11 protein-coding genes are annotated in these 21,105 nt (G+C 32.9%); all 11 read left to right on the top strand.

From position 1 onward, the window contains the following. The first annotated feature begins 3 nt into the window (after window positions 1–3). Window positions 4–1,476: a DUF1501 domain-containing protein gene (locus tag DK442_RS15175; protein WP_109436744.1), complete on the top strand. Its 1,473-nt coding sequence runs from the start codon at window positions 4–6 to the stop codon at window positions 1,474–1,476. A 15-nt stretch (window positions 1,477–1,491) separates the two neighbouring features. Continuing rightward, a complete protein-coding gene (locus DK442_RS15170) occupies window positions 1,492–2,535 on the top strand; it encodes a 6-bladed beta-propeller (protein ID WP_109436743.1) in 1,044 nt (347 codons plus the stop codon). After that, on the top strand, window positions 2,532–3,362 hold the full coding sequence (locus DK442_RS15165) for a chitobiase/beta-hexosaminidase C-terminal domain-containing protein (protein WP_160114206.1): 831 nt from the start codon (window positions 2,532–2,534) through the stop codon (window positions 3,360–3,362). The genes DK442_RS15170 and DK442_RS15165 overlap by 4 nt, the downstream gene beginning before the upstream one ends. Further along, window positions 3,362–5,470, top strand: a complete 2,109-nt coding sequence (locus DK442_RS15160; RefSeq protein WP_109436741.1) for an FN3 associated domain-containing protein — start codon at window positions 3,362–3,364, stop codon at window positions 5,468–5,470. The genes DK442_RS15165 and DK442_RS15160 overlap by 1 nt, the downstream gene beginning before the upstream one ends. 10 nt (window positions 5,471–5,480) lie before the next feature. Further along, the gene (locus DK442_RS15155; protein WP_109436740.1) at window positions 5,481–7,829 is read left to right on the top strand and encodes a GH92 family glycosyl hydrolase; all 2,349 of its coding nucleotides are present in this window, start codon (window positions 5,481–5,483) and stop codon (window positions 7,827–7,829) included. A 66-nt stretch (window positions 7,830–7,895) separates the two neighbouring features. Continuing rightward, complete coding sequence (locus DK442_RS15150) at window positions 7,896–10,202, top strand: GH92 family glycosyl hydrolase (protein ID WP_109436739.1); 2,307 nt, start codon at window positions 7,896–7,898, stop codon at window positions 10,200–10,202. Between the two features lie 234 nt (window positions 10,203–10,436). Then, window positions 10,437–13,559: a SusC/RagA family TonB-linked outer membrane protein gene (locus DK442_RS15145; RefSeq protein WP_109436738.1), complete on the top strand. Its 3,123-nt coding sequence runs from the start codon at window positions 10,437–10,439 to the stop codon at window positions 13,557–13,559. A 24-nt stretch (window positions 13,560–13,583) separates the two neighbouring features. Next, window positions 13,584–15,107, top strand: coding sequence for a SusD/RagB family nutrient-binding outer membrane lipoprotein (locus tag DK442_RS15140; protein WP_109436737.1), 1,524 nt, complete (start codon window positions 13,584–13,586; stop codon window positions 15,105–15,107). A gap of 169 nt (window positions 15,108–15,276) precedes the next feature. Next, window positions 15,277–18,594 carry a VCBS repeat-containing protein gene (locus DK442_RS15135; protein WP_109436736.1) on the top strand — a complete coding sequence of 1,106 codons (3,318 nt, stop codon included), beginning with the start codon at window positions 15,277–15,279 and terminating at the stop codon, window positions 18,592–18,594. 42 nt (window positions 18,595–18,636) lie between these two features. Next, on the top strand, window positions 18,637–20,043 hold the full coding sequence (locus DK442_RS15130) for a sugar MFS transporter (RefSeq protein WP_109436735.1): 1,407 nt from the start codon (window positions 18,637–18,639) through the stop codon (window positions 20,041–20,043). A gap of 23 nt (window positions 20,044–20,066) precedes the next feature. Continuing rightward, entirely contained in the window at window positions 20,067–20,966 is a 900-nt protein-coding gene (locus DK442_RS15125) for an ROK family protein (RefSeq protein ID WP_109436734.1), read from the top strand. Window positions 20,967–21,105: the final 139 nt, after the last annotated feature.

Below are 21,105 nucleotides of genomic sequence, written 5' to 3'. Positions count from 1 at the left end.
ATCATGAACGAGTTATTCAAACATTTTAATAATAATAACAGGAGACATTTTTTAAAGAAAGTAGGATTAGGAATTGGCGGAGTCGCTCTGGGTTCTCTAATTGATCCGATAGGTATGTTTAGTCAACCAAATACAGCAAAAGGGCTTAATTTGGGAACTAGTTCATTACAACTACCTCACTTTGCCCCTAAGGCTAAAAAGGTTATTTATCTTTTTCAAAGTGGAGGACCTTCACAATTAGATTTATTTGATTATAAGCCTAAATTAACAGATATGAGAGGGCAAGACTTGCCTGAATCGGTTAGAAAAGGACAACGATTAACAGGGATGACTTCTGGGCAATCTAATTTTCCATTAGCAGATAGTAATTTTACATTTAAGCAATATGGTGAATCCAGAGCTTGGGTAAGTAGTTTAATGCCTTATGTATCCAAAGTGGTGGATGAATTGTGTTTTGTAAAATCGATGCAGACAGATGCAATAAATCATGATCCTGCGATTACATTTTTTCAGACAGGATCTCAACAATCCGGAAGACCTAGTATTGGTTCCTGGATGAGTTATGGTTTAGGAAGCCTTAATAATAATTTACCAGCTTTCTCTGTCTTATTAAGTAGAGGAACTGGTAGACCTAATGCTCAACCATTATATTCAAAACTTTGGGGAAATGGATTTTTAAGTTCTTTACATCAAGGAGTACAATTTCGTTCGGGTAAAGATCCTGTTTTGTTTTTAAAGGATCCTGAAGGAATGTCAAGAGCAGATAGAAGAAAAATGTTGGATTATTTAAACGAATTAAATCATAAACAGGAAACAGAATTCGGAGATCCCGAAATAAATAGTAGAATTTCTCAGTATGAAATGGCATACAGAATGCAGACTTCAGTTCCCGAAACTATGAATATTGATGATGAACCAGAACATGTTTTTAGAATGTATGGTCCCGATTCTCAGGTCCCTGGGACATATGCAGCGAATTGTATTTTGGCGAGAAGGTTGATAGAAAAGGATGTTCGATTTGTACAATTGTATCATATGGGTTGGGATCAACATGACAACCTTCCTACTCAAATAGAGAAGCAAGCCAAAGATGTGGATCAAGCATCGGCAGCTCTTATTATGGATCTAAAACAAAGAGGTTTACTAGAGGATACATTAGTTATATGGGGAGGAGAGTTTGGTAGGACAAATTATAGTCAAGGTACACTAACCGATACAAATTATGGGCGGGACCATCACCCGAGAAGTTTTACAATTTTTATGGCTGGCGGAGGCGTAAAACCAGGGTTTACTTATGGAGAAACTGATGAGTTAGGATATAATGTAGTAAAAGACCCGGTACATATACACGATTTTCAGGCTACACTAATGCACTTGATGGGAATTGATCATACCAAATTTACTTTTAAACATCAGGGTAGAAGATTTCGATTAACTGATGTTCATGGTAATGTAGTAAAAGATCTTATTGCATGATAAAACCGAAAAGTAATGAATAGAAGAAAATTTCTACATAAATCAGTATGTGCTTCTGCTGGGATACTTACTTTACCAGTATATTCTGGAGCTTATACTTTTGATGATCATAAAGATTTGATCATTGGGCATAATTCTCATCGCTACAAGGTGGATTTGAACTGGGGAAATTTGAATGCAGAAAAAGTTCCGGTAAAGGACTGTCATGAAATTATTCAGGATTCTAAAGGAAGAATTGTTATGCTTACCAACCATATCAAAAATAACATTATTGTATATGATAAATCAGGAAAGTTATTAGAAACTTGGGGAACTACATATCCAGGAGGTCATGGTTTAACGCTTTCTGTTGAAAATGGAGAAGACTTTTTGTTCATTACTGACTATGAACGTCACCAGATTATTAAGACTACAATTGATGGTAAAGAGGTAATGACAATTGATTATCCGGCAGATACAGGAAAGTATAAAAGTAAAGAAGAATTTAAACCCACCGAGACTACAGTTTTAAAAAACGGAGAGTTTTATGTTGCTGATGGCTACGGAAATCAATTCATATTACATTATAATCACAAAGGAGAACTCCTAAATATATTTGGAGGAAAAGGAATAGAAAACGATCAGTTTTTAAATGCTCATGGTATTTGTCTTGATCAAAGAGATGAGGCAAATCCAATACTTTTAATTACAGCAAGAGAACAAAACAAATTAAAGAGGTTTAGTTTAGATGGTAATTACTTATCATCTATAGAAGTTCCCGGGGCTCTCATTTGCCGACCGGTAATTTATGGTAATGAAATCTATTTTGCTGTTTTAAAATCAAGAGGTGCATCACATAATGGTTCAGGATTTCTTTTGATTATGGATGATAAGAACGAAGTAATCTCTTGTCCAGGAGCAACACAACCGATATATCAAAATAATTCATTAAAAGAATTGTATCAAACCATAAAATTATTTCAACATCCTCATGATGTATGCATAGATGAAGAAGGTAATATGTATGTAGCACAATGGAATTCTGGACAAACATACCCTATAAAACTAACCAGAGTATGAAATATATAGTAGTCATAGTATTGGTTGTATGTGTTTATTCTTGTAAAAAGAATAATAAAGAAAATGAATTTACAAAAACCTATGTGCAAAAAGAAGAAATACAGTTAGTCAACCCTAAGATTATTGTAAATAATGTGATTATCGACACTTCTTCATCAATTATTGCTTCATTGCCATTAGATCAAACAGTAATTCGTTATACTACAGATGGTAATGAACCAACAGAAACATCAGAAAAGTATACAGATATAATTTCAATTTCAGAATCCGGGACCTATACATTTAAAGCATTTCATTCTGAATTTAAATCCAGTGGGTCAGAACAGGTATCCTTCTTTAAAAAAGGAATTGATGTTGACATTTTTTCCTTGATTACTCCTTTAAATAAACAATACCCAGGACAAGGAGAGAGTACATTAGTGAATCATAAAAAAGGAACCTTGAACTTTAGAGATGGAGAATGGATTGGAGTTACTGAACCATTTATAGCAATAATCGATTTTAAAACTAAGATATTTTTAGATTCTGTGGATATAGGATATTTGGTGAATACAGATGCATGGATTTTTCCTATTCAAAATGTGTCTATTGCTTTTTCAGAAAATGGGGCGGATTTTACAGATATTGAACCTCAGGAAACATTAGAAAAACTAAAGACTGGTAGTACCAAATTAGATAATGTTCATATTCCAGTTGCTAAGAAATTAAAAAAACTAAAGATTAAAATTTCCAATGTAACATCAATCCCCAAATGGCATCAAGGTAAAGGTAATCCTGCCTGGTTGTTTATGGATGAATGGATTTTTAACGCCAAAATCTCTAATTAATGAATCTTATAATATCTCATATATGTTGTATGTTTCTGAGTGTAATACCACTTGTTGAAACAACTGGTACATCAGAATTTGTGTTGTTTTTAGGTCGTTTTCATCCTCTGATATTACATTTACCTATTGGTGGGTTACTATTAGTGTTTTATTTTGATATCGTTGGGCGTATTCGCAAGAATTACCCCGAAACTCTTATTGAAAATGGATTAGGATTCAGTGCGTTTTTTGCAATTTTGGCTTGTGTATTGGGGTATTTTTTATCCTTAGAAGGTGGTTATGAAGAAAATACAACTAATATTCATATGTGGACAGGAATTGCTACTGCAATTTTGATTACTTTCTTATTCTTACTAAAGAGATCTACTCTTGAAAGCCTAAAAAAACTATTCTTCCCTTTATTCGTAAGTACTATAATTTTGATTAGTATAACTGGACATTATGGGAGTACGCTAACGCATGGAGATGATTTTATTACACAATATTCTCCTTTAAAAACAAAAAAAAACAAACCTCAGGTTATTGATAGTCTTCATTATTTTTCTGATGTGATATATCCTATTTTAGAAGCTAAATGTATACAATGTCATAATGCAACAAAGCAAAAAGGAGAATTATCCCTTATTTCTGAAGTCATGATTATCAAAGGAGGAAAAAATGGTAAGCTGATAGAGAAAGGAAATGCTTTGAATAGCCATATAATTAAACGAATTTTATTGCCTTTAGAAGACGAAAAACATATGCCTCCAACTGGAAAAAATCAAATATCTACAGATGAATTATGGCTGTTAGAACATTGGATAGATAACGGTGCCGATTTTAATGTGAAGGCGTTGGCATATCAAAAAAATGATACATTAATTAATCTTTTAGAAAATTATGTAGAAAAGGATGTTGAAATTATAGCAGAAGCTTCTATAGCGGCATTAAACGATGTGGTGAATTCAGGGTTTTTGGTTTATAGAATTGCGATAGATAAGCCACAATTGAGTGCTAAATTTGTTAGAGACTCTATAACAACAGATGCAATAAAATCATTAAAAGGTATAGCAGAACAATTAGTAGAATTAGAGTTAAATAATACTACTTTAACAGATGATATGACTAAAGGATTAAAGGAACTTAAACGATTGGAGAAATTACGTTTGGATAACACCAAAATTTCAAATACAACTCTTAATCATTTGGTTAACCTAAAAAAACTAAAAGTTTTAAATGTACACCATACAGAAATAGATAATGAGGGAATAACAACCATTGTAGAGGAAATTGCTCCAGATGATATTTATGTATGGAATACACAAGTAGACGAAAAATATGCTAAACAGTTAATGAAAAGTAGTCCGACCATCATTCATCATGGTGTTTTTGAGGGATTTGCAGAAATTAAAGCTTTAAAATCTCCTACCCTTATTACAGAGCAAACTATTTTTTCTGATAGTTTAATGATTACATTTAATAATCCATTGCGTAAAGCAAAATTATATTATACGATAGACGGTACAGATCCGGATAGTACTTCTATCAGGTATACTGTACCTATAAAAATTACTAATTCTATAAAGTTAAAGGCTTTGTTATATCAAGACGAATGGTTACCAAGCCCAATTATGGAAGAAGACTTTTTTAAAATAAAATATAAGATTAAAGATTTTAATATGGTACATCAACCATCTGCGAAATATCCGGGAGCTCAAAAAGTTTTTGATTTTATAAAAGGAAGTTCTGTTTTTTCTGATGGAAACTGGACAGGATATGAGGGTGATAATTTGATCACTACAATTAATTTTGATGAGCCTAAGGTGATTCAAAATGTATCGGTAAGTTGTTTAAGAGATGCTGGATCATGGATTTTATTTCCCAAAAAAATAGAAGTCTATGCTAAAAATGAAAATGCGACTTTTCAAAAAATCGGAGAAATGAATTATGACGCAACTAATGAGGAAGAAGCTAAAGAAATCAGTAAAAAGAATTTTAGTTTAAAAATACCACAAACTAATGCCAAATATATTAAGATAGTAGTACACAATGCAGGTAAACTTCCTGATTGGCACCAGGGAGCAGGTAAAGCCCCATGGCTTTTTGTCGATGAGATATTAATACAATAAACCAGAACTAATGAAAGTAAAAAGTACTATATATGCTATAGTTATAATGTTATTAGGATGTAATTCAGACCAGAAAAATGAAGAAGTTGTAAGCCAAAATAATATAGATAAAGAAAGTAAAACAAACTTGATTGATTATGTAAATCCTTTAATGGGAACAGATTCTGCGTTTGATTTATCAAATGGAAATACATACCCGGCAATTGCAACACCATGGGGAATGAATTTCTGGACACCTATGACTTCAAAAATGGGTGATGGTTGGACATATAAATATGATGAAAATACAATAAGAGGAATTAAACAAACACATCAGCCCAGTCCATGGATTAACGATTATGCAGCATTTTCATTTATGGCAATTACAGGAGATCTTAAATATAAAGAAGAAGAAAGAGCTTCTTGGTTTTCTCATAAAGCAGAAATAGTGAAACCAAATCATTATAAAGTATATTTAGCAGATTATGATATAGTAGCTGAGGTTTCTCCAACAGAACGAGCTGCACATTTTAGATTTACTTTTCCAGAAGCAAAGCAATCTTATATTATGTTGGATGCTTTTTTTAAAGGATCAATGGTGAAAATTATCCCCGAAGAACGAAAAATTATTGGGTATTGTAGAAATAATAGCGGTGGAGTTCCAGATAATTTTCATAACTATTTTGTAGCACAATTTGATAAAGATTTTGAAGTAAACCATACTTGGGGAGATGAATGGAAATTACTAGAGAATTCATTAGAAAATAAAGGAAAACACGTAGGGGCTATTATTGGGTTTAAAACCAAAAAAGGAGAAAAAGTACATATAAAAGTGGCATCTTCTTTTATTAGTCCAGAACAAGCACAATTAAATCTAAATAGAGAGATCGGCACTGATACATTTGAGGAAACTAAAATCAAGGCTAAACAAGCGTGGGAAAAGGAATTGAATAGAATTAAGATCGAGGATGATAATGTAGATAACATCAAAACTTTTTATTCCTGCTTATACAGGGTACTGCTTTTTCCGAGGAAGTTTTATGAGTTTAATGAAAAAAATGAAATACTACATTATAGTCCATACAATGGAAAAGTGTTACCGGGATATATGTTTACAGATAATGGTTTCTGGGACACGTTTAGGGCGGTTTTTCCTTTCTTTAATATGATGTACCCCGAATTAAACGGTAAAATCATGAAAGGCCTTGCAAACACATATAAAGAATCTGGCTGGCTTCCAGAATGGGCAAGTCCAGGGCATAGAGATTGTATGATAGGATCTAATTCGGCACCAATTATTGCCGATGCATTCCTAAAAGGAATACCAGATATAGATACAGAAACTTTATTCGAGGCCATACTCAAAAATGCAACAACTTCAGAAGGGAGGCCTTTGTCTAATGGAAACGAAATACGGTCTGTAGGGAGAGAAGGAATTGACTACTATAACAAATTAGGGTATGTGCCATACGATGTAAAAATCAATGAAAATGCTGCACGTACATTAGAATATGCTTATGCTGATTTTACAATTGCTAAGATGGCAGAAAAATTAGGAAAAAAGGAGGTTGCAAATACATTCTATAAACGATCTCAGAATTATAAGAATTTATTTGATCCATCTACCAAATTGATGCGCGGTAAAAATGTAGATGGTAGTTTTCAAACTCCCTTTAATCCTTTAAAATGGGGAGATGCTTTTACAGAGGGAAATAGCTTACATTATACATGGTCTGTTTTTCATGATATAGAAGGTCTGATTCAGTTAATGGGAGGAAAAACAGAATTCGAAAAGCAATTAGATAACGTATTTGAAATGCCCCCAGAGTTTGATGCATCATACTATGGATTTACAATTCATGAAATAAGAGAAATGCAAATTGTGAATATGGGGAATTATGCTCACGGTAATCAACCCATTCAGCATATGATTTATTTATACAATTATGCTAATGTTCCTTATAAAACACAGGAGAAAATTCGGGAAGTATTAACCAAATTATACTCTGCAACACCAGATGGATATTGTGGAGACGAAGATAATGGACAAACTTCTGCCTGGTATGTTTTTAGTGCATTAGGGTTTTATCCAGTTACTCCTGGTGTAGATCAATATGTAATAGGAAGCCCTTTGTTTAAAAAAGCGACAATTACCCTAGAAAATGGTAATGAATTTATAATTAGCGCCTCTAATAATTCTAAACAAAATGTATATGTTCAATCAGCTTCACTTAATAATGTAGTCTATAATAATAGTTATTTAAATTTTGATACAATTCAACAAGGAGGGGAATTAAATTTTATGATGGGGAAAGTTCCTAATAAAGATTGGGCAAATACAGATGAAGCTGTACCATATTCGTTAAGCAAAGTGAAGTAAATTTCCAAAATAATCCAAGGTCATGTAAGGTTAATGAATTCAAAAGTTTTTAATTTAATATAAAGAATGATTATTAATATTTTAAAAAAGAATTGTGCACTCAAATTATTAACAATAATTATAATTGTTTTTTCCTCTTGTCAAAAAGAAAATAAACCAAAAACTAAGATAGAACGAACTCAGGAATACTTAAAAAAAGATTTTACTCAATATGTCAATCCATTTATAGGAACATCCAATTTTGGTACCACCAATCCAGGGCCTATAGCCGTTCGAGGAATGGCCAGTGTTTCTCCTTTTAATGTTTCAGGAAATCAAAACTTACCATTAGAAAAAGATAATCGTTGGTTGTCAACACCATATATCCATGAGAACACATTTTTGACGGGGTTTAGTCATGTTAATTTAAGCGGTGTAGGATGCCCAGAGTTAGGAGTGATTACTGCCATGCCTACTACAGGAGATATACAGACTGATTATCTTACATATGGATCTACATATTCTAACGAAATTTCAGAAGTAGGATACTATTCAAATATATTAGATAAATATAATATTATCGTAGAAACTACTGCTACGACAAGAGTAGGAGTGAGTATGTATTCTTTCCCTAAAGGCACTGCGAATATTTTACTCAATTTAGGATTAGGACTAACAAATGAACAAGGTGGAAGAATAAAAGTAGTTTCTCCCACTGAAATAGAAGGAACACGCTCTGTAGGATCATTTTGTTACTATAAACCAGAAGAAGCATATCCTGTTTATTTTGTAGCAAAATTTTCTGTACCAGCTGATGAGTTTGGAGTATGGGAAAAGCCAAATACATATCAAGGAGTGGAAGCCGAATGGATGAAAGAGTATAATGGAAAAACAAGAATAAAAAAAGGATTCACAAAAGAAGTAACCGGTGATAGTATAGGTGGATATATGAGATATCATTTTGATACTCCTACAAAAGTAGAAATGAAAATAGGAATATCCTATGTAAGTATAAAAAATGCTCGTGAAAATTTAGAAAAAGAAACTTTAAAAAAAGGATTTAAACAAATTAGAAAAGAAACGAGAACAGAATGGAATCAATATTTATCAAAAATCGAAGTAGAAGGAGGTAAAAAAGAAGATAAAATAAAATTCTATACGGCATTATATCATACAGGAATTCATCCAAATACGCTTAATGATATAAATGGTGAATATCCTAAAATGAGAACCCGAGAGACTTTAAATACAGAGGGGACTCGATATACTGTTTTTTCCCTTTGGGATACGTATAGAAATCTACATCAATTGATGAGTTTGGTTTATCCAAAACAACAATCTGATATGGTAAAAAGTATGTTACAGATTTATGATGAAACAGGATGGCTCCCAAAATGGGAGTTAAATGCTACCGAGACAACAACTATGGTTGGTGATCCAGCAGGGATAATCATTGCTGATACATATCTTAAAGGAATCAAAGATTTTGATATAGAAAAAGCATATGAGGCAATGTTAAAAAGTGCAGATCAATTAATTGATAATCCATTACGCCCGGGAATTAAAGATTATATCGAAAAAGGATACTTAACAACAAAAACAATACATAGTGGATCTGTTTCAACCACACAAGAATATAACATTACAGATTTTGCAATATCAAAATTAGCACAAGAGCTTGGTAAAGAGAAAGATTATCAACGTTTTTTAGATCGCTCAGTATCCTATAGAAAACTTTTTGATGAAGAATTCAATCTATTGCGTCCAAAAAATAATGATGGAAGCTGGTTGTCTCCATATAACCCAGAAACAGGAGCTAATTTTGTGAAAAATCTTGGCTTTATAGAGGGAAATGCATGGCAATATACCTTTATGGTATCTCATGATGTGGAAGGGCTAAAAGACCTTATGGGAGGAGAAAAGTTATTCGAACAACAGTTACAAAAAGTTTTTGATAACAAGCAATATGATATGGCTAACGAACCTGATATTGCTTATCCTTTTTTGTTTAACTATGTAAAAGGAAAGGAATGGAAGACCCAAAAAACCGTAAATGATCTATTAGAAACATATTATAAAAATACTCCAGATGGATTACCAGGGAATGATGATACAGGAACTATGTCTGCTTGGGCAATATTTTCAATGATGGGTATATATCCTATAACACCAGCAAAACCAATATATACATTTTGCGCACCAAAATTTGAAAAAATAACTATTCATCTAAATAAAGAATATTATAAAAATGAAACCTTAGTGATTACTTCTAATACTACTAATAAAGAAAAATTTATAGAGTCTATTAAGATAAATAATGAGAATTTAGATAGTTTTTTTATTTCACATGAACAACTTATAAACTCAAAAAAGCTAAGTTTTTATCTAAAATAACGTTTGTTTCTTAATCTAGATTTAACATTAGTTATAATAAAATAGGGCTTTATCTGTTAAAAAAACAAAAAAAAACCAGTATCAAACGTTTTCGTAATAGTGTTCTTTAACTTTTCAGCATCGTCATTGGTCGAAAAACTTTCCAAAAAGTTAATGATATTATAACATTTATACTGGCTTTTATTAAAGTCTGGGAGAATGTAAATCAATTTAATGTAAACTAAAAAATCAAGTATGTATAATAAGTTACTAGTATTTCTAGTGTTTGTGTCCTTTGTTGGTTTTCAAACGATTCTAGCACAAGATTCGACGGTATCGGGTACTATTTCCGATGAAAAAGGAGGCACTCCTATACCCGGGGTGAATGTTATAGTTAAAGGCACGTCAGTAGGAGTTTTATCAGATTTTGATGGGAATTATTCTATTAAACTACCAAAATCAGATGCTATTTTGGTGTTTTCTTCTTTAGGGTTCGAAACAAAAGAAATTGCAGTGAATGGGCAAACTACAATTAATGTATCCCTATCTGTAGGAACAGAGCAGTTGGATGAGGTTGTTGTCACAGCATTAGGAATCGAACGGAATAGAAAAACACTTGGATATTCAGTCACTCAATTACAGGGAGAAGCAATTTCAGAAGTTAAAACTCCTAATGCTCTTAATGCATTACAAGGTAAAGTAGCGGGAGTTAATATAACACCTCCTTCTACAGGAGCAGCTGGATCTAGTAGAGTTGTTATTCGAGGAGCATCTAGTTTGTCCGGAGCAAATCAGCCCTTGTATGTAGTCGATGGTGTAACCATAGATAATACACAGTTAGGAGCAGCAAGTGAGTGGGGAGGAGCTGATTTTGGAGATGGTATTTCTAGTATTAATCCTGATGACATTGAATCGGTTAGTGTTTTAAAAGGAGGAGCAGCTGGAGCTCTTTATGGATCTAGAGCTTCTGGAGGAGTCATTATTATTACTACTAAGAATGGTCGAAAACAAAAAGGACTTGGTGTAGAATATAGCAGTCAAATAACATTCGAAAAGATTAATCCTAACATAAGAGATTTTCAGGAAACGTATGGTCAAGGTTCTCAAGGAGTAGCTCCTACTACAGCAGATGAAGCTTTAGCTGCAGCTTTTTCATCATGGGGTCCGAGATTAGGAAGTGTTCCAAATTCTGTTCAATTTGATGGTGTATCACGACCATATACGAATGCTGGAGATAACTTAAAAAAGTTTTATGATACAGGATCGACATTTATAAATACCATAGCGCTATCAAATAGTAATGATAAAATTAATTATCGATTTGCAGCTACTAATTTTGATAATAAAGATGTCTTACCAAATTCTGAATTAGATAGAAAGTCTTTTTCTCTTAATTTAGGATCTAATGCTTCAGAAAAACTATCAATTGATTTAAGCGCAAGATATATTGTAGAAAAGGTGACAAACAGACCAAGGGTGTCTGATGCACCAGGAAATTCAAATTTCTCTGTAGGCTTGTTACCAGCCAATGTAAATGTAGAAAGTTTGGCACCAGGTTTTAACGATGCTGGTGTAGAACAACGGATATCCTCAAATCCTTTTGTACAAAACCCATATTGGGCATCAGAACGATTTAGGACATTTGATCGTAGAAATAGAATATTAAGTTCAGCAACCGTAAAATACAAAATATTTGATTGGTTGGATATTACCGCGAGAGCTGGTATTGATCATGCAACAACTCGTACAACACAAATAGAAGGTTTTGGTACTGCATTTACTCCACTGGGGAGTATTGAGGAAAGAGAAAATAATATCACTCAGGTGGATGCAGATTTAATTCTTGGAATTAATAAAAATATAACAGAAGATATTTCAGTAAAAGCCTTTTTTGGAGCGAATAAAAATACACAGAGAAGTGATTTCCTTAGATTAAGAGGAGAACGTTTTGTAATTCCTTTTTTAGAAATTATCGGGAATGTTGAAAATTCTAGCCAGGAAAGAACATTAACAGAAACTGCTCTTTCGGGTGTTTATGGTTCAGTAGAAGTCGGGTATAAGGATTATGCATATCTTACAGTTACAGGACGTAACGATTGGTTTTCTACACTTTCTGCGGTAGGTAAAACGACACCAAATAACGATTTTTATCCATCATTAAGTGGTAGTTTTGTATTCTCTAACGCATTTGAATTGCCTGATTGGGTTACTCTTGGTAGAATTAGAGCTGGATATTCTGAAGTTGCAGGTGGTGCCGAAACACCATATTTATTAAGCCTGTATTATCGTATTTTTGGACAAGGTCATTTAGGACAACCATTGGGGGAAATAGCACCAGCATTGGCACCACTTCCTGGAGGAACAGTGCCTAATTCATTAGTAACTCCTTTTAGTAAAAAAGAAATAGAATTTGGTTTAGATCTTAGTTTTCTAAATAGTAGATTAGGTCTTGATTTTGCTTATTATAATAATAGAACTGAAAAAGATATTCTTCCCGTTGATATATCTAATACCTCTGGTTTTTCTAATGTGCTGTCAAATATTGGAGAGCTTGAAAATAAAGGAATAGAACTTTTACTTAGAGGTAGACCTATACAATCTACTAATTTTAGTTGGGATGTAAGCTATAACCTCGGGTTTAATGAAAGTGAAATAATAGCTACTGATGATCAGGAAAATATTCTAACGGTAGGTAATGTACGAACGTTTAGAGCAAATATTAGCCAGATTGTAGGAGAACCATTTGGAGTGATATATGGTACTGCATATCTTAGAAATGATGCAGGTCAAATTGTTTATGATGCAGATGGGTTACCTGCAGAGAATCCTGATCGCCAGATTTTGGGAGAAGGCGTACCTCCATGGACAATGGGACTCACAAATACCTTTAGTTATAAGAATATTAATTTAAGCTTTTTGATAGATGCTAAGTTTGGAGGACAAGTATATGCAGGAACAAATGCAATTGCACTTTCAAGTGGATTAGATAAACGTACTTTGGAAGGTAGAGAAGGAGGTCTTACTGTTACAGGTGTAGATGAGGCCGGTAATCCATTTACGTTTACTCATGATAATACCACCCTACAAGCGTATTATGGTAGAATTTCAGGAATAGCAGAGGAAGTTGTAGAGGATGCTGATTTTATTAAATTACGTCAGTTAAGTTTAGGATATACCTTTCCTTCAAAATTGTTAGATAAGACATTTCTTACAGGAGCAAACATCTCTTTAGTAGGAAGAAACTTGTTTTTTATCAAGAGAGATTCTGAGAACATAGACCCAGAGGCTGGATTTAATGGAGGTAACGCGCAAGGACTAGAATATTTTGGATTGCCTTCTATCGCTAGTTACGGACTAACCGTTAATTTAAAGTTTTAAAAAAATCTAAAAGATATTTCAATAATGAAAAAAGTTATCACAGTAATTTTAATAGTCTTTTTCGGAGTGAGTTCTTGTGACAGTGGTTTTGAAGAACTTAACGAAAATCCAAATGCAGCAACAGAACTCGAACCCGGACCAAAGTTTACGAATGCTATCTTAAGAACAGCAGGAGATCGCTTTGAGAACTGGAGGGGAAATCTAATTTATTCTTCTATGATGATTCAGCATATGGCTGCAACAGGAGGAGTTTGGGCAGGAGATAAATACTTTTATAATGCACAATGGTCTGGAGCTTGGTTCGAAAGAGGATATAATGATCAAGTAAAGATCATAGAAGATATTGTTTTTCAGTTAGAAACAGATCCAGAGAATGAGTATTCTGAAGAAATGCTTGCTATAGCTAGAATACAACGTGTATTTATTTATCATAAATTAACTGATTTATATGGAGATGTACCTTATAGTGAAGCCGGTAAAGGTTTTATAGATGGTAATTTTAGACCAGTATATGATCCGCAAAGTGAAATCTATGCTGATATGCTTAACGAATTGGCAGAAGCTACAGCCGTTTTGGGTACGGAAACATCTCAATTTGGAGCAGCAGATATATTATTTGGAGGTGATCAGGAAAAATGGAAGCGTTTTGGAAACTCCCTAATGCTACGTTTAGGATTAAGATTAATAAAGGTTGATCCTACAGCATCCCAACAATGGGTACAAAGAGCAATAGATGGCGGAGTCATGCAATCTAATGATGATATTGCTTTTGTCGAACATACAGATGGTCCAGAAGGAATAAATAGAAATGGAAACGGACAAGTTTTTAGCGCTGATGATGATATGAGATTAAGCGATACATTCATCAATGCATTAACAGGAGATCCAAGACTTCGTATTTATGCAGCATTACCTGATGGGGATGACGATAGAAATACTAGTGGGAGTAACGATCCAGCTATGCAAATGGGACTTCCGAATGGACTTGATGCTACCACTGTTTTAGGGATTCCTGGAGGAGATAATATTAATAATTTTTCAGAACCCAACAGAAACCTTATTACAAAAGAAGATGCGCCTTACTTTTTTCAAACCTATGCAGAAGTAGAGTTTATGCTAGCAGAAGCCGATATACGTTGGGGAATTGCTGGAGGTAATCCTGCAGCTCATTATGAAGCTGGAGTAAGAGCGGCCATGAGACAAATGGATATGTATGATATAGGAACAGAAAGTGTTACCGATATGGAGATTACAGATTTTCTAACAGCAAATCCTTTTGATGCTGCTAATGGCCTAGAACAAGTAAATACGCAATATTGGATTGTTACTTTTTTAAATGACATAGAATCTTTTGCAAATTGGAGAAGAACAGGGTTCCCGGTATTAACTCCGGTTAACTATCCTGGTAACGAAAGTAATGGTCAGATACCAAGAAGACTTCGTTATTTTGAAAGAGAACAAACAACAAATCCACAAAATTACCAAGCTGCAGTAGCAAGGCAAGGAGCCGACCAATTTACTACCAGAGTATGGTGGGATGTTGAGTGATTTCATATTAGCCAATAAATTTGACTTGATTTTATCAAAAAAAGGGAGGGAAATTAATCCCTTCTTTTTATCTTGAAAATCATGAAATGAACCCTTGAAGTAAAGTTGATATCAATTTTACTTCAAGGGTGAATTCCATCTGACAAATAGAAAACAATTAAAAGAGCAGATGAAAGTAATACATATATATTGGATTAGCTTTTTATTTTTTGTGAGTGTAAATGCTCAGGAGAATACACTTTTTACATTACTCCCTCCAAGTACGACTGGAGTATCTTTTTCTAACAATGTAACCGATCTTAAGGAAAAAAATATCCTATTATATTCTAATTATTATGGAGGAGGAGGAGTAGGTATAGGAGATTTTAATAATGATGGATTACAAGATCTTTTTTTTGGAGGCAACCTTGTGGGAGATCAATTGTACCTTAATAAAGGAAATTTAACCTTTGAAAATATAACGCAAAGTGCTGGGATTTTTGATAATGGAGGATGGTCTTCAGGAGTTGCATTGGCAGATGTAAATGGAGATGGTCATTTGGATATATATGTTTGTCGTGAGCTGTATGACGATGATGATGAATTAAGAAAAAATAAATTATATATCAATAATGGAGACCTTACTTTTTCTGAAGAATCGGCCAAATTTGGGGTTGATAATAGTGAACGAACCCGGCATGCTACTTTTTTTGATTATAACAATGACGGTTATGTAGACCTTTTTCTACTTAATCAACCTCCCAATCCGGGAAGCTACTCTAAGTTTTTTGGTATTGATCTTAAAAAAGATCTCAAATATGCTTCAAAACTCTATAAAAATGTAGGCAATACCCATTATGTAGATGTCAGTGAAGAAGCAGGTGTCTTAAGAACAAGTAATGCAAATAGTGTATCTACGGGAGATTTTAATAATGATGGGTATGTAGATTTGTATATAGCTAATGATTTTTACTTACCAGATTTCTTTTATATTAACAATCAAGATGGGACATTTACGAATGTAGCGAATAAGGCTCTAAACCATATGTCATATTTTAGTATGGGAGTAGACGCTGCTGATATTAATAACGATGGTCTTTTAGATATTATGGTGGCCGATATGGCCGCAGAAGATAACGTGAGATTAAAATCTAATATGAGTGGTATGAACCCAAAAGCATTTTGGAAGGTTGTTCATAATGGGGGACATTACCAATATATGTTTAATACACTTCAACTTAATAATGGCAATGGAACATATAGCGAAATTGCAGAACTGGCCAATATTTCTTCAACCGATTGGAGTTGGTCTAATTTAATTGCAGACTTTGATAATGATGGACTAAAAGATATTTATGTAACCAATGGATTGCTGAGAGATATACGTAATACTGATGCTAATGAAAAAATGGCCAATTATGTAATGAATGTTGCCAATACATTTGTAAAAGATAACCCCAATGCAGGAGATGTTAGTATTTGGGATATTCTTGATTTGAAGGAAACCGTTGAAATTTTACCTTCGGAAAAACTAAAAAATTATGCCTTTAAAAATAATGGGGATTATACCTTTTCTAAGGTTATGGATGATTGGGGGTTAGATCAAAAAACGTTTTCTAATGGATCTGCTTATGCTGATTTGGATAATGACGGAGATTTAGAAATTGTGGTAAATAACATCAATGAAAAAGCATTTATTTATAAGAATAATGCCCGAGAAAACTTTACCTGTAATTTTTTGAGATTCGAACTATTAGATAAAAAACATAGAAATACTCTAGGGGCCAAAGTTACTATCAATTATGGAAAAGAAAAACAATTTATTGAAACAACAGCGGTCAGAGGGATTTACTCTACTAGTGAACATATCGTACATTTTGGAGTAAATGATATTGAAAATATTGATGAGGTGATAATAGATTGGCCAAATCATCATCAAACCAGGATGACAGATATAAAAACCAATCAGACGATTACTCTTTTTATGGATGAGGCGATTTCAAAAAACACTAAAGAAAAAGAGCGTCAAACTTTTATTTTTGAAGATGTGACAAGGCTTCAGAAATTAAAGCATACGCATAAAGAAAATGCTTTTAATGACTATAAAGATCAGATTTTGTTACCCCATAAATTGTCTCAGTTCGGTCCGGCATTAGCAATAGCTGATGTTAATAATGATGGATTGTTAGATGTTTATATTGGGGCTGCAAAAGATCATATTGCTTCATTATATATTCAGAATACTCTAGGATCATTTACAGAAGCAGATCAGAAATCTTTTAAAGAAGATTATAAGTTTGAAGATGTGGATGCTATTTTTTTTGATGTAGATAATGATGGGGATAGTGATTTATACGTAGTGAGTGGAGGTAATGAGTACAAGTCATCATCAGAATATTATAAGGATCGATTATATATAAATAATGGAGAAGGAAATTTTGTAAAAAACATTAAAGTTAACTTGCCAGCAGTTAGTGGATCTTCCGTGGTTCCTTCTGATTTTGATAACGACGGGGATCTTGATGTATTTGTGGGAGGTAGATTAACTCCAAAATCATACCCAGAACCTACTTCAAGTTATATTTTAGAAAATAAGAAAGGAAAATTAGTGAATGTTACCCAACAAATAGCACCAGAATTGATAGAAATTGGAATGGTTACTGATGGTGTTTGGGATGACTTTGATACAGATGGAGATCTGGATTTGATTGTTGTGGGAGAATGGATGCCAATAACAATTTTTGAAAATGAAAAAGGCAAATTTAAAAAGTCAAATATTTCTGGGCTTGACCGTTCTTCTGGATGGTGGTTTAGTATAGGGAAAGGAGATTTTGACAATGATGGGGATACAGATTTTATAGCAGGTAATTTAGGACTAAATTATAAGTATAAAACAACCACAGATAAACCTTTTGATGTATACTATGAAGATTTTGATGATAATGGAAGTAAAGATATAGTTTTAGGGTATTATAATTATGGAAAACACTATCCATTAAGAGGTTTCTCATGTTCTGCGCAACAAGTTCCCGGTCTTAAGAAAAAAATAGAAAAATATGACCTTTTTGCTTCTTTAGAGATAAATGATGTCTATGGTAATGACCACCTACAGGAGGCTTTACATTATGAAGCGCATACTTTTGCTAGTTCTTATATAGAAAACCTCGGTGATGGTACTTTTAAAATATCGGTTTTACCAAATAGTACACAGTTTTCTAATATAAATGATATGATTATAAAAGATTTTAATACAGATGGAAATCTGGATGTTTTATTAGCTGGAAATCTATTTGTATCAGAAATAGAAACTATGCGTAATGATGCAGGTACTGGTGTATTGCTCTATGGGAATGGAAAAGGTAGCTTTACAACACAAACAATTTTAGAAAGTGGATTTTTTACCAATAAAGATGTTAGAAAAATGAAAATGCTAGAGGATAAAAAACAGAAACTAATTCTAGTGGCTAATAATAATGATAAGATACAGGTTTTTAAATACAATAATTAACATAATACATACTTAAAAGATTAAGATAAAAGTTTGAATACTATGGATAACCAAAAAATGAATTACAGAAAACCTTTTATTACCATTACCTTTTTATTTTTTATGTGGGGATTCATTACTGTAATGAATGATGTTTTAATTCCACATTTGAAGGCAGTATTTGAACTTTCTTATTTTCAGGCAGCATTAATTCAGTTTGCCTTTTTTGGAGCTTTTTTTGTGATTTCACTTATATATTTTATTATTTCTGTTAGTCATGGAGATCCTATTTCCAAAATAGGATATAAGAATGGAATTATAATTGGCCTTATTCTTTGTGGTATCGGATGTTGTCTTTTTTATCCCGCAGCTAATTATCAACGATATGGAATTTTTCTTGGGGCTTTATTTGTCTTGGCTTCAGGGGTGACTATTTTACAGATAACAGCTAATCCATATGCTGCAATACTAGGAAACCCTGATACGGCATCAAGTAGGCTTAATTTGGCTCAGGGATTTAACTCTTTTGGAACAACTTTAGCACCTATTATTGGGGCTATATTATTATATAAAGTGTTTTCTAATGGTGAAATTACAGTAGATTCCTTAAAAATGCCTTACCTTATATATGGAGGACTTTTTCTAATACTAGCTGTTATTATAAAATTCGTTAAACTACCTTCTTTTGTCAATAATGAGAAAATAGAGAAAGGATTAGGAGTATTAAAATTTAGACATGTCGTTTTAGGAATGTTTGCCATCTTTTTTTATGTAGGAGGTGAAGTGTCTGTTGGGAGTTTTTTAATAAACTTTTTTGGTCTCGAATCAATTATGGGGATGGAGGAAGCAGAAGCGGGAGTATTTTTATCATATTACTGGGGAGGTGCCATGATAGGCAGGTTTTTAGGATCTGTTTCTATGGGGAGCATTACCGATAAGACAAAAAAGTATCTGTTAATGGCTGGGTTATCAATACTTTTCTTTTTTGTCTTGTATTTTATTACTGGAATAAAGGTAGAAGCAGATGAGTTCTCACTACAATTATTACCGTTTTCTAAAATATGGCTATTTATTGTGTTTTTACTTATTAACTATTTGGCCTTCATGATAGGAGGGGTTAAACCTTCAAAGGTATTGACCTTATTTGCAGGAGTTATAATACTATTACTCTTAATCATGATACTTAGTAATGGAGAAATTGCCTTTTGGAGTGCTATAGCGATTGGAGCATTTAATTCAATCTTATGGTCAAATATATTTACATTGGCAATAAAAGATTTAGGAAAATATACTAGTCAGGCATCGTCATTATTAGTTATGATGATTGTTGGTGGAGCATTAATTCCTTTGTTGCAAGGAGCGGTTGCAGATATTATAGGAATTCAATTATCCTTTTTTATACCTCTGGTATGTTATATATACTTAGTGTTTTACGGAATAGTGGGATATAAAGTCAAGAATATAATATAAACATATAAAATTTTATTTTTTAAATGGTGTTAGGTGTTGATATTGGAGGTAGTCATATTTCTGTTGCAATTATAGATGAGAAAAAACCAAATCAAATACAGCAAATCTATACGATGAAAGTTGGACATAAGGACGACTTAAATCTTATATTAGAGAGTTGGATGTGTACTATAGATTTGGCAATTGATAATTTGGGAGAGGAAAAACTTAAAGGGATTGGTATAGCTATACCAGGTCCTTTTGATTATAAGAATGGTATTTTTCCCAAAAAAGGAGAAAGTAAATTTGATACCTTATGTAATGTAAATCTTAAAAGTTGTATCATAGAAAAATTGAATCTGGATCCTTCTGTTTTTGTTAGATTTTATAATGATGCAGCATGTTTTGGTATAGGAGAAGCTTGGGTAGGAGAATTAATTCCTTATCAAAAGAGTATTGCAATTACTTTGGGAACAGGTTTAGGAGCAACTTTTCTGAATAAAGGTGTTCCTTTAACTAAAGGTAAGGGGGTTCCTCTATATGGAGAGTTATATCATTTACCTTTTGGAGATGGTATTGCAGACACTCATTTTTCTACACAATGGTTTCAAAGGCGTTATAAAGAAATTACTGGTCAGGATATAGCAGGTGTAAAAGAATTGATAGCATGTAAAGAACATCTAAAAATAACAACGCAAATTTTTAAAGAATTTGCCCAGAATTTGGCGTTTTTTTTATCTTCCTGGATACAGGATTTTGATGCAGAAGGCATTGTCATAGGGGGTAACATTAGTAACGCATGGTCCTTTTTTGAAAAAGAATTGTACACTGCATTTAATGTATTGCGGATAGAGATACCAATTCATAAAAGTAAACTTCAAGAAAATGCGGCTTTAATGGGGGGCGCAAGACTAACAGATAATCATTTTTATAATATACTTTAAATCGCATATTAAGATCTAATCTTTAGTATTTTAAACTTAATTAAAATTTCTCAACCTTTAAAAATATCCAAATAAGAATCAATATCATTAAAGTTGTCTGCTCAAACATATTAATAAATATTGATTAAGTTTATTTTGA

The organism is Aquimarina sp. AU119 (assembly GCF_900312735.1).
In the GTDB taxonomy this organism is placed as follows: domain Bacteria; phylum Bacteroidota; class Bacteroidia; order Flavobacteriales; family Flavobacteriaceae; genus Aquimarina; species Aquimarina algiphila.
This window is presented reverse-complemented; position numbering and strand designations above follow the sequence as displayed.

Excerpts from the sequence above, each read along its gene's own strand:
- DK442_RS15155 (WP_109436740.1), top strand. The coding sequence starts at position 5,481 with ATGAAAGTAAAAAGTACTATATATGCTATAGTTATAATGTTATTAGGA.
- DK442_RS15130 (WP_109436735.1), top strand. The coding sequence starts at position 18,637 with ATGGATAACCAAAAAATGAATTACAGAAAACCTTTTATTACCATTACC.
- DK442_RS15140 (WP_109436737.1), top strand. The coding sequence starts at position 13,584 with ATGAAAAAAGTTATCACAGTAATTTTAATAGTCTTTTTCGGAGTGAGT.
- DK442_RS15150 (WP_109436739.1), top strand. The coding sequence starts at position 7,896 with ATGATTATTAATATTTTAAAAAAGAATTGTGCACTCAAATTATTAACA.
- DK442_RS15125 (WP_109436734.1), top strand. The coding sequence starts at position 20,067 with ATGGTGTTAGGTGTTGATATTGGAGGTAGTCATATTTCTGTTGCAATT.
- DK442_RS15145 (WP_109436738.1), top strand. The coding sequence starts at position 10,437 with ATGTATAATAAGTTACTAGTATTTCTAGTGTTTGTGTCCTTTGTTGGT.
- DK442_RS15135 (WP_109436736.1), top strand. The coding sequence starts at position 15,277 with ATGAAAGTAATACATATATATTGGATTAGCTTTTTATTTTTTGTGAGT.
- DK442_RS15170 (WP_109436743.1), top strand. The coding sequence starts at position 1,492 with ATGAATAGAAGAAAATTTCTACATAAATCAGTATGTGCTTCTGCTGGG.
- DK442_RS15160 (WP_109436741.1), top strand. The coding sequence starts at position 3,362 with ATGAATCTTATAATATCTCATATATGTTGTATGTTTCTGAGTGTAATA.
- DK442_RS15165 (WP_160114206.1), top strand. The coding sequence starts at position 2,532 with ATGAAATATATAGTAGTCATAGTATTGGTTGTATGTGTTTATTCTTGT.
- DK442_RS15175 (WP_109436744.1), top strand. The coding sequence starts at position 4 with ATGAACGAGTTATTCAAACATTTTAATAATAATAACAGGAGACATTTT.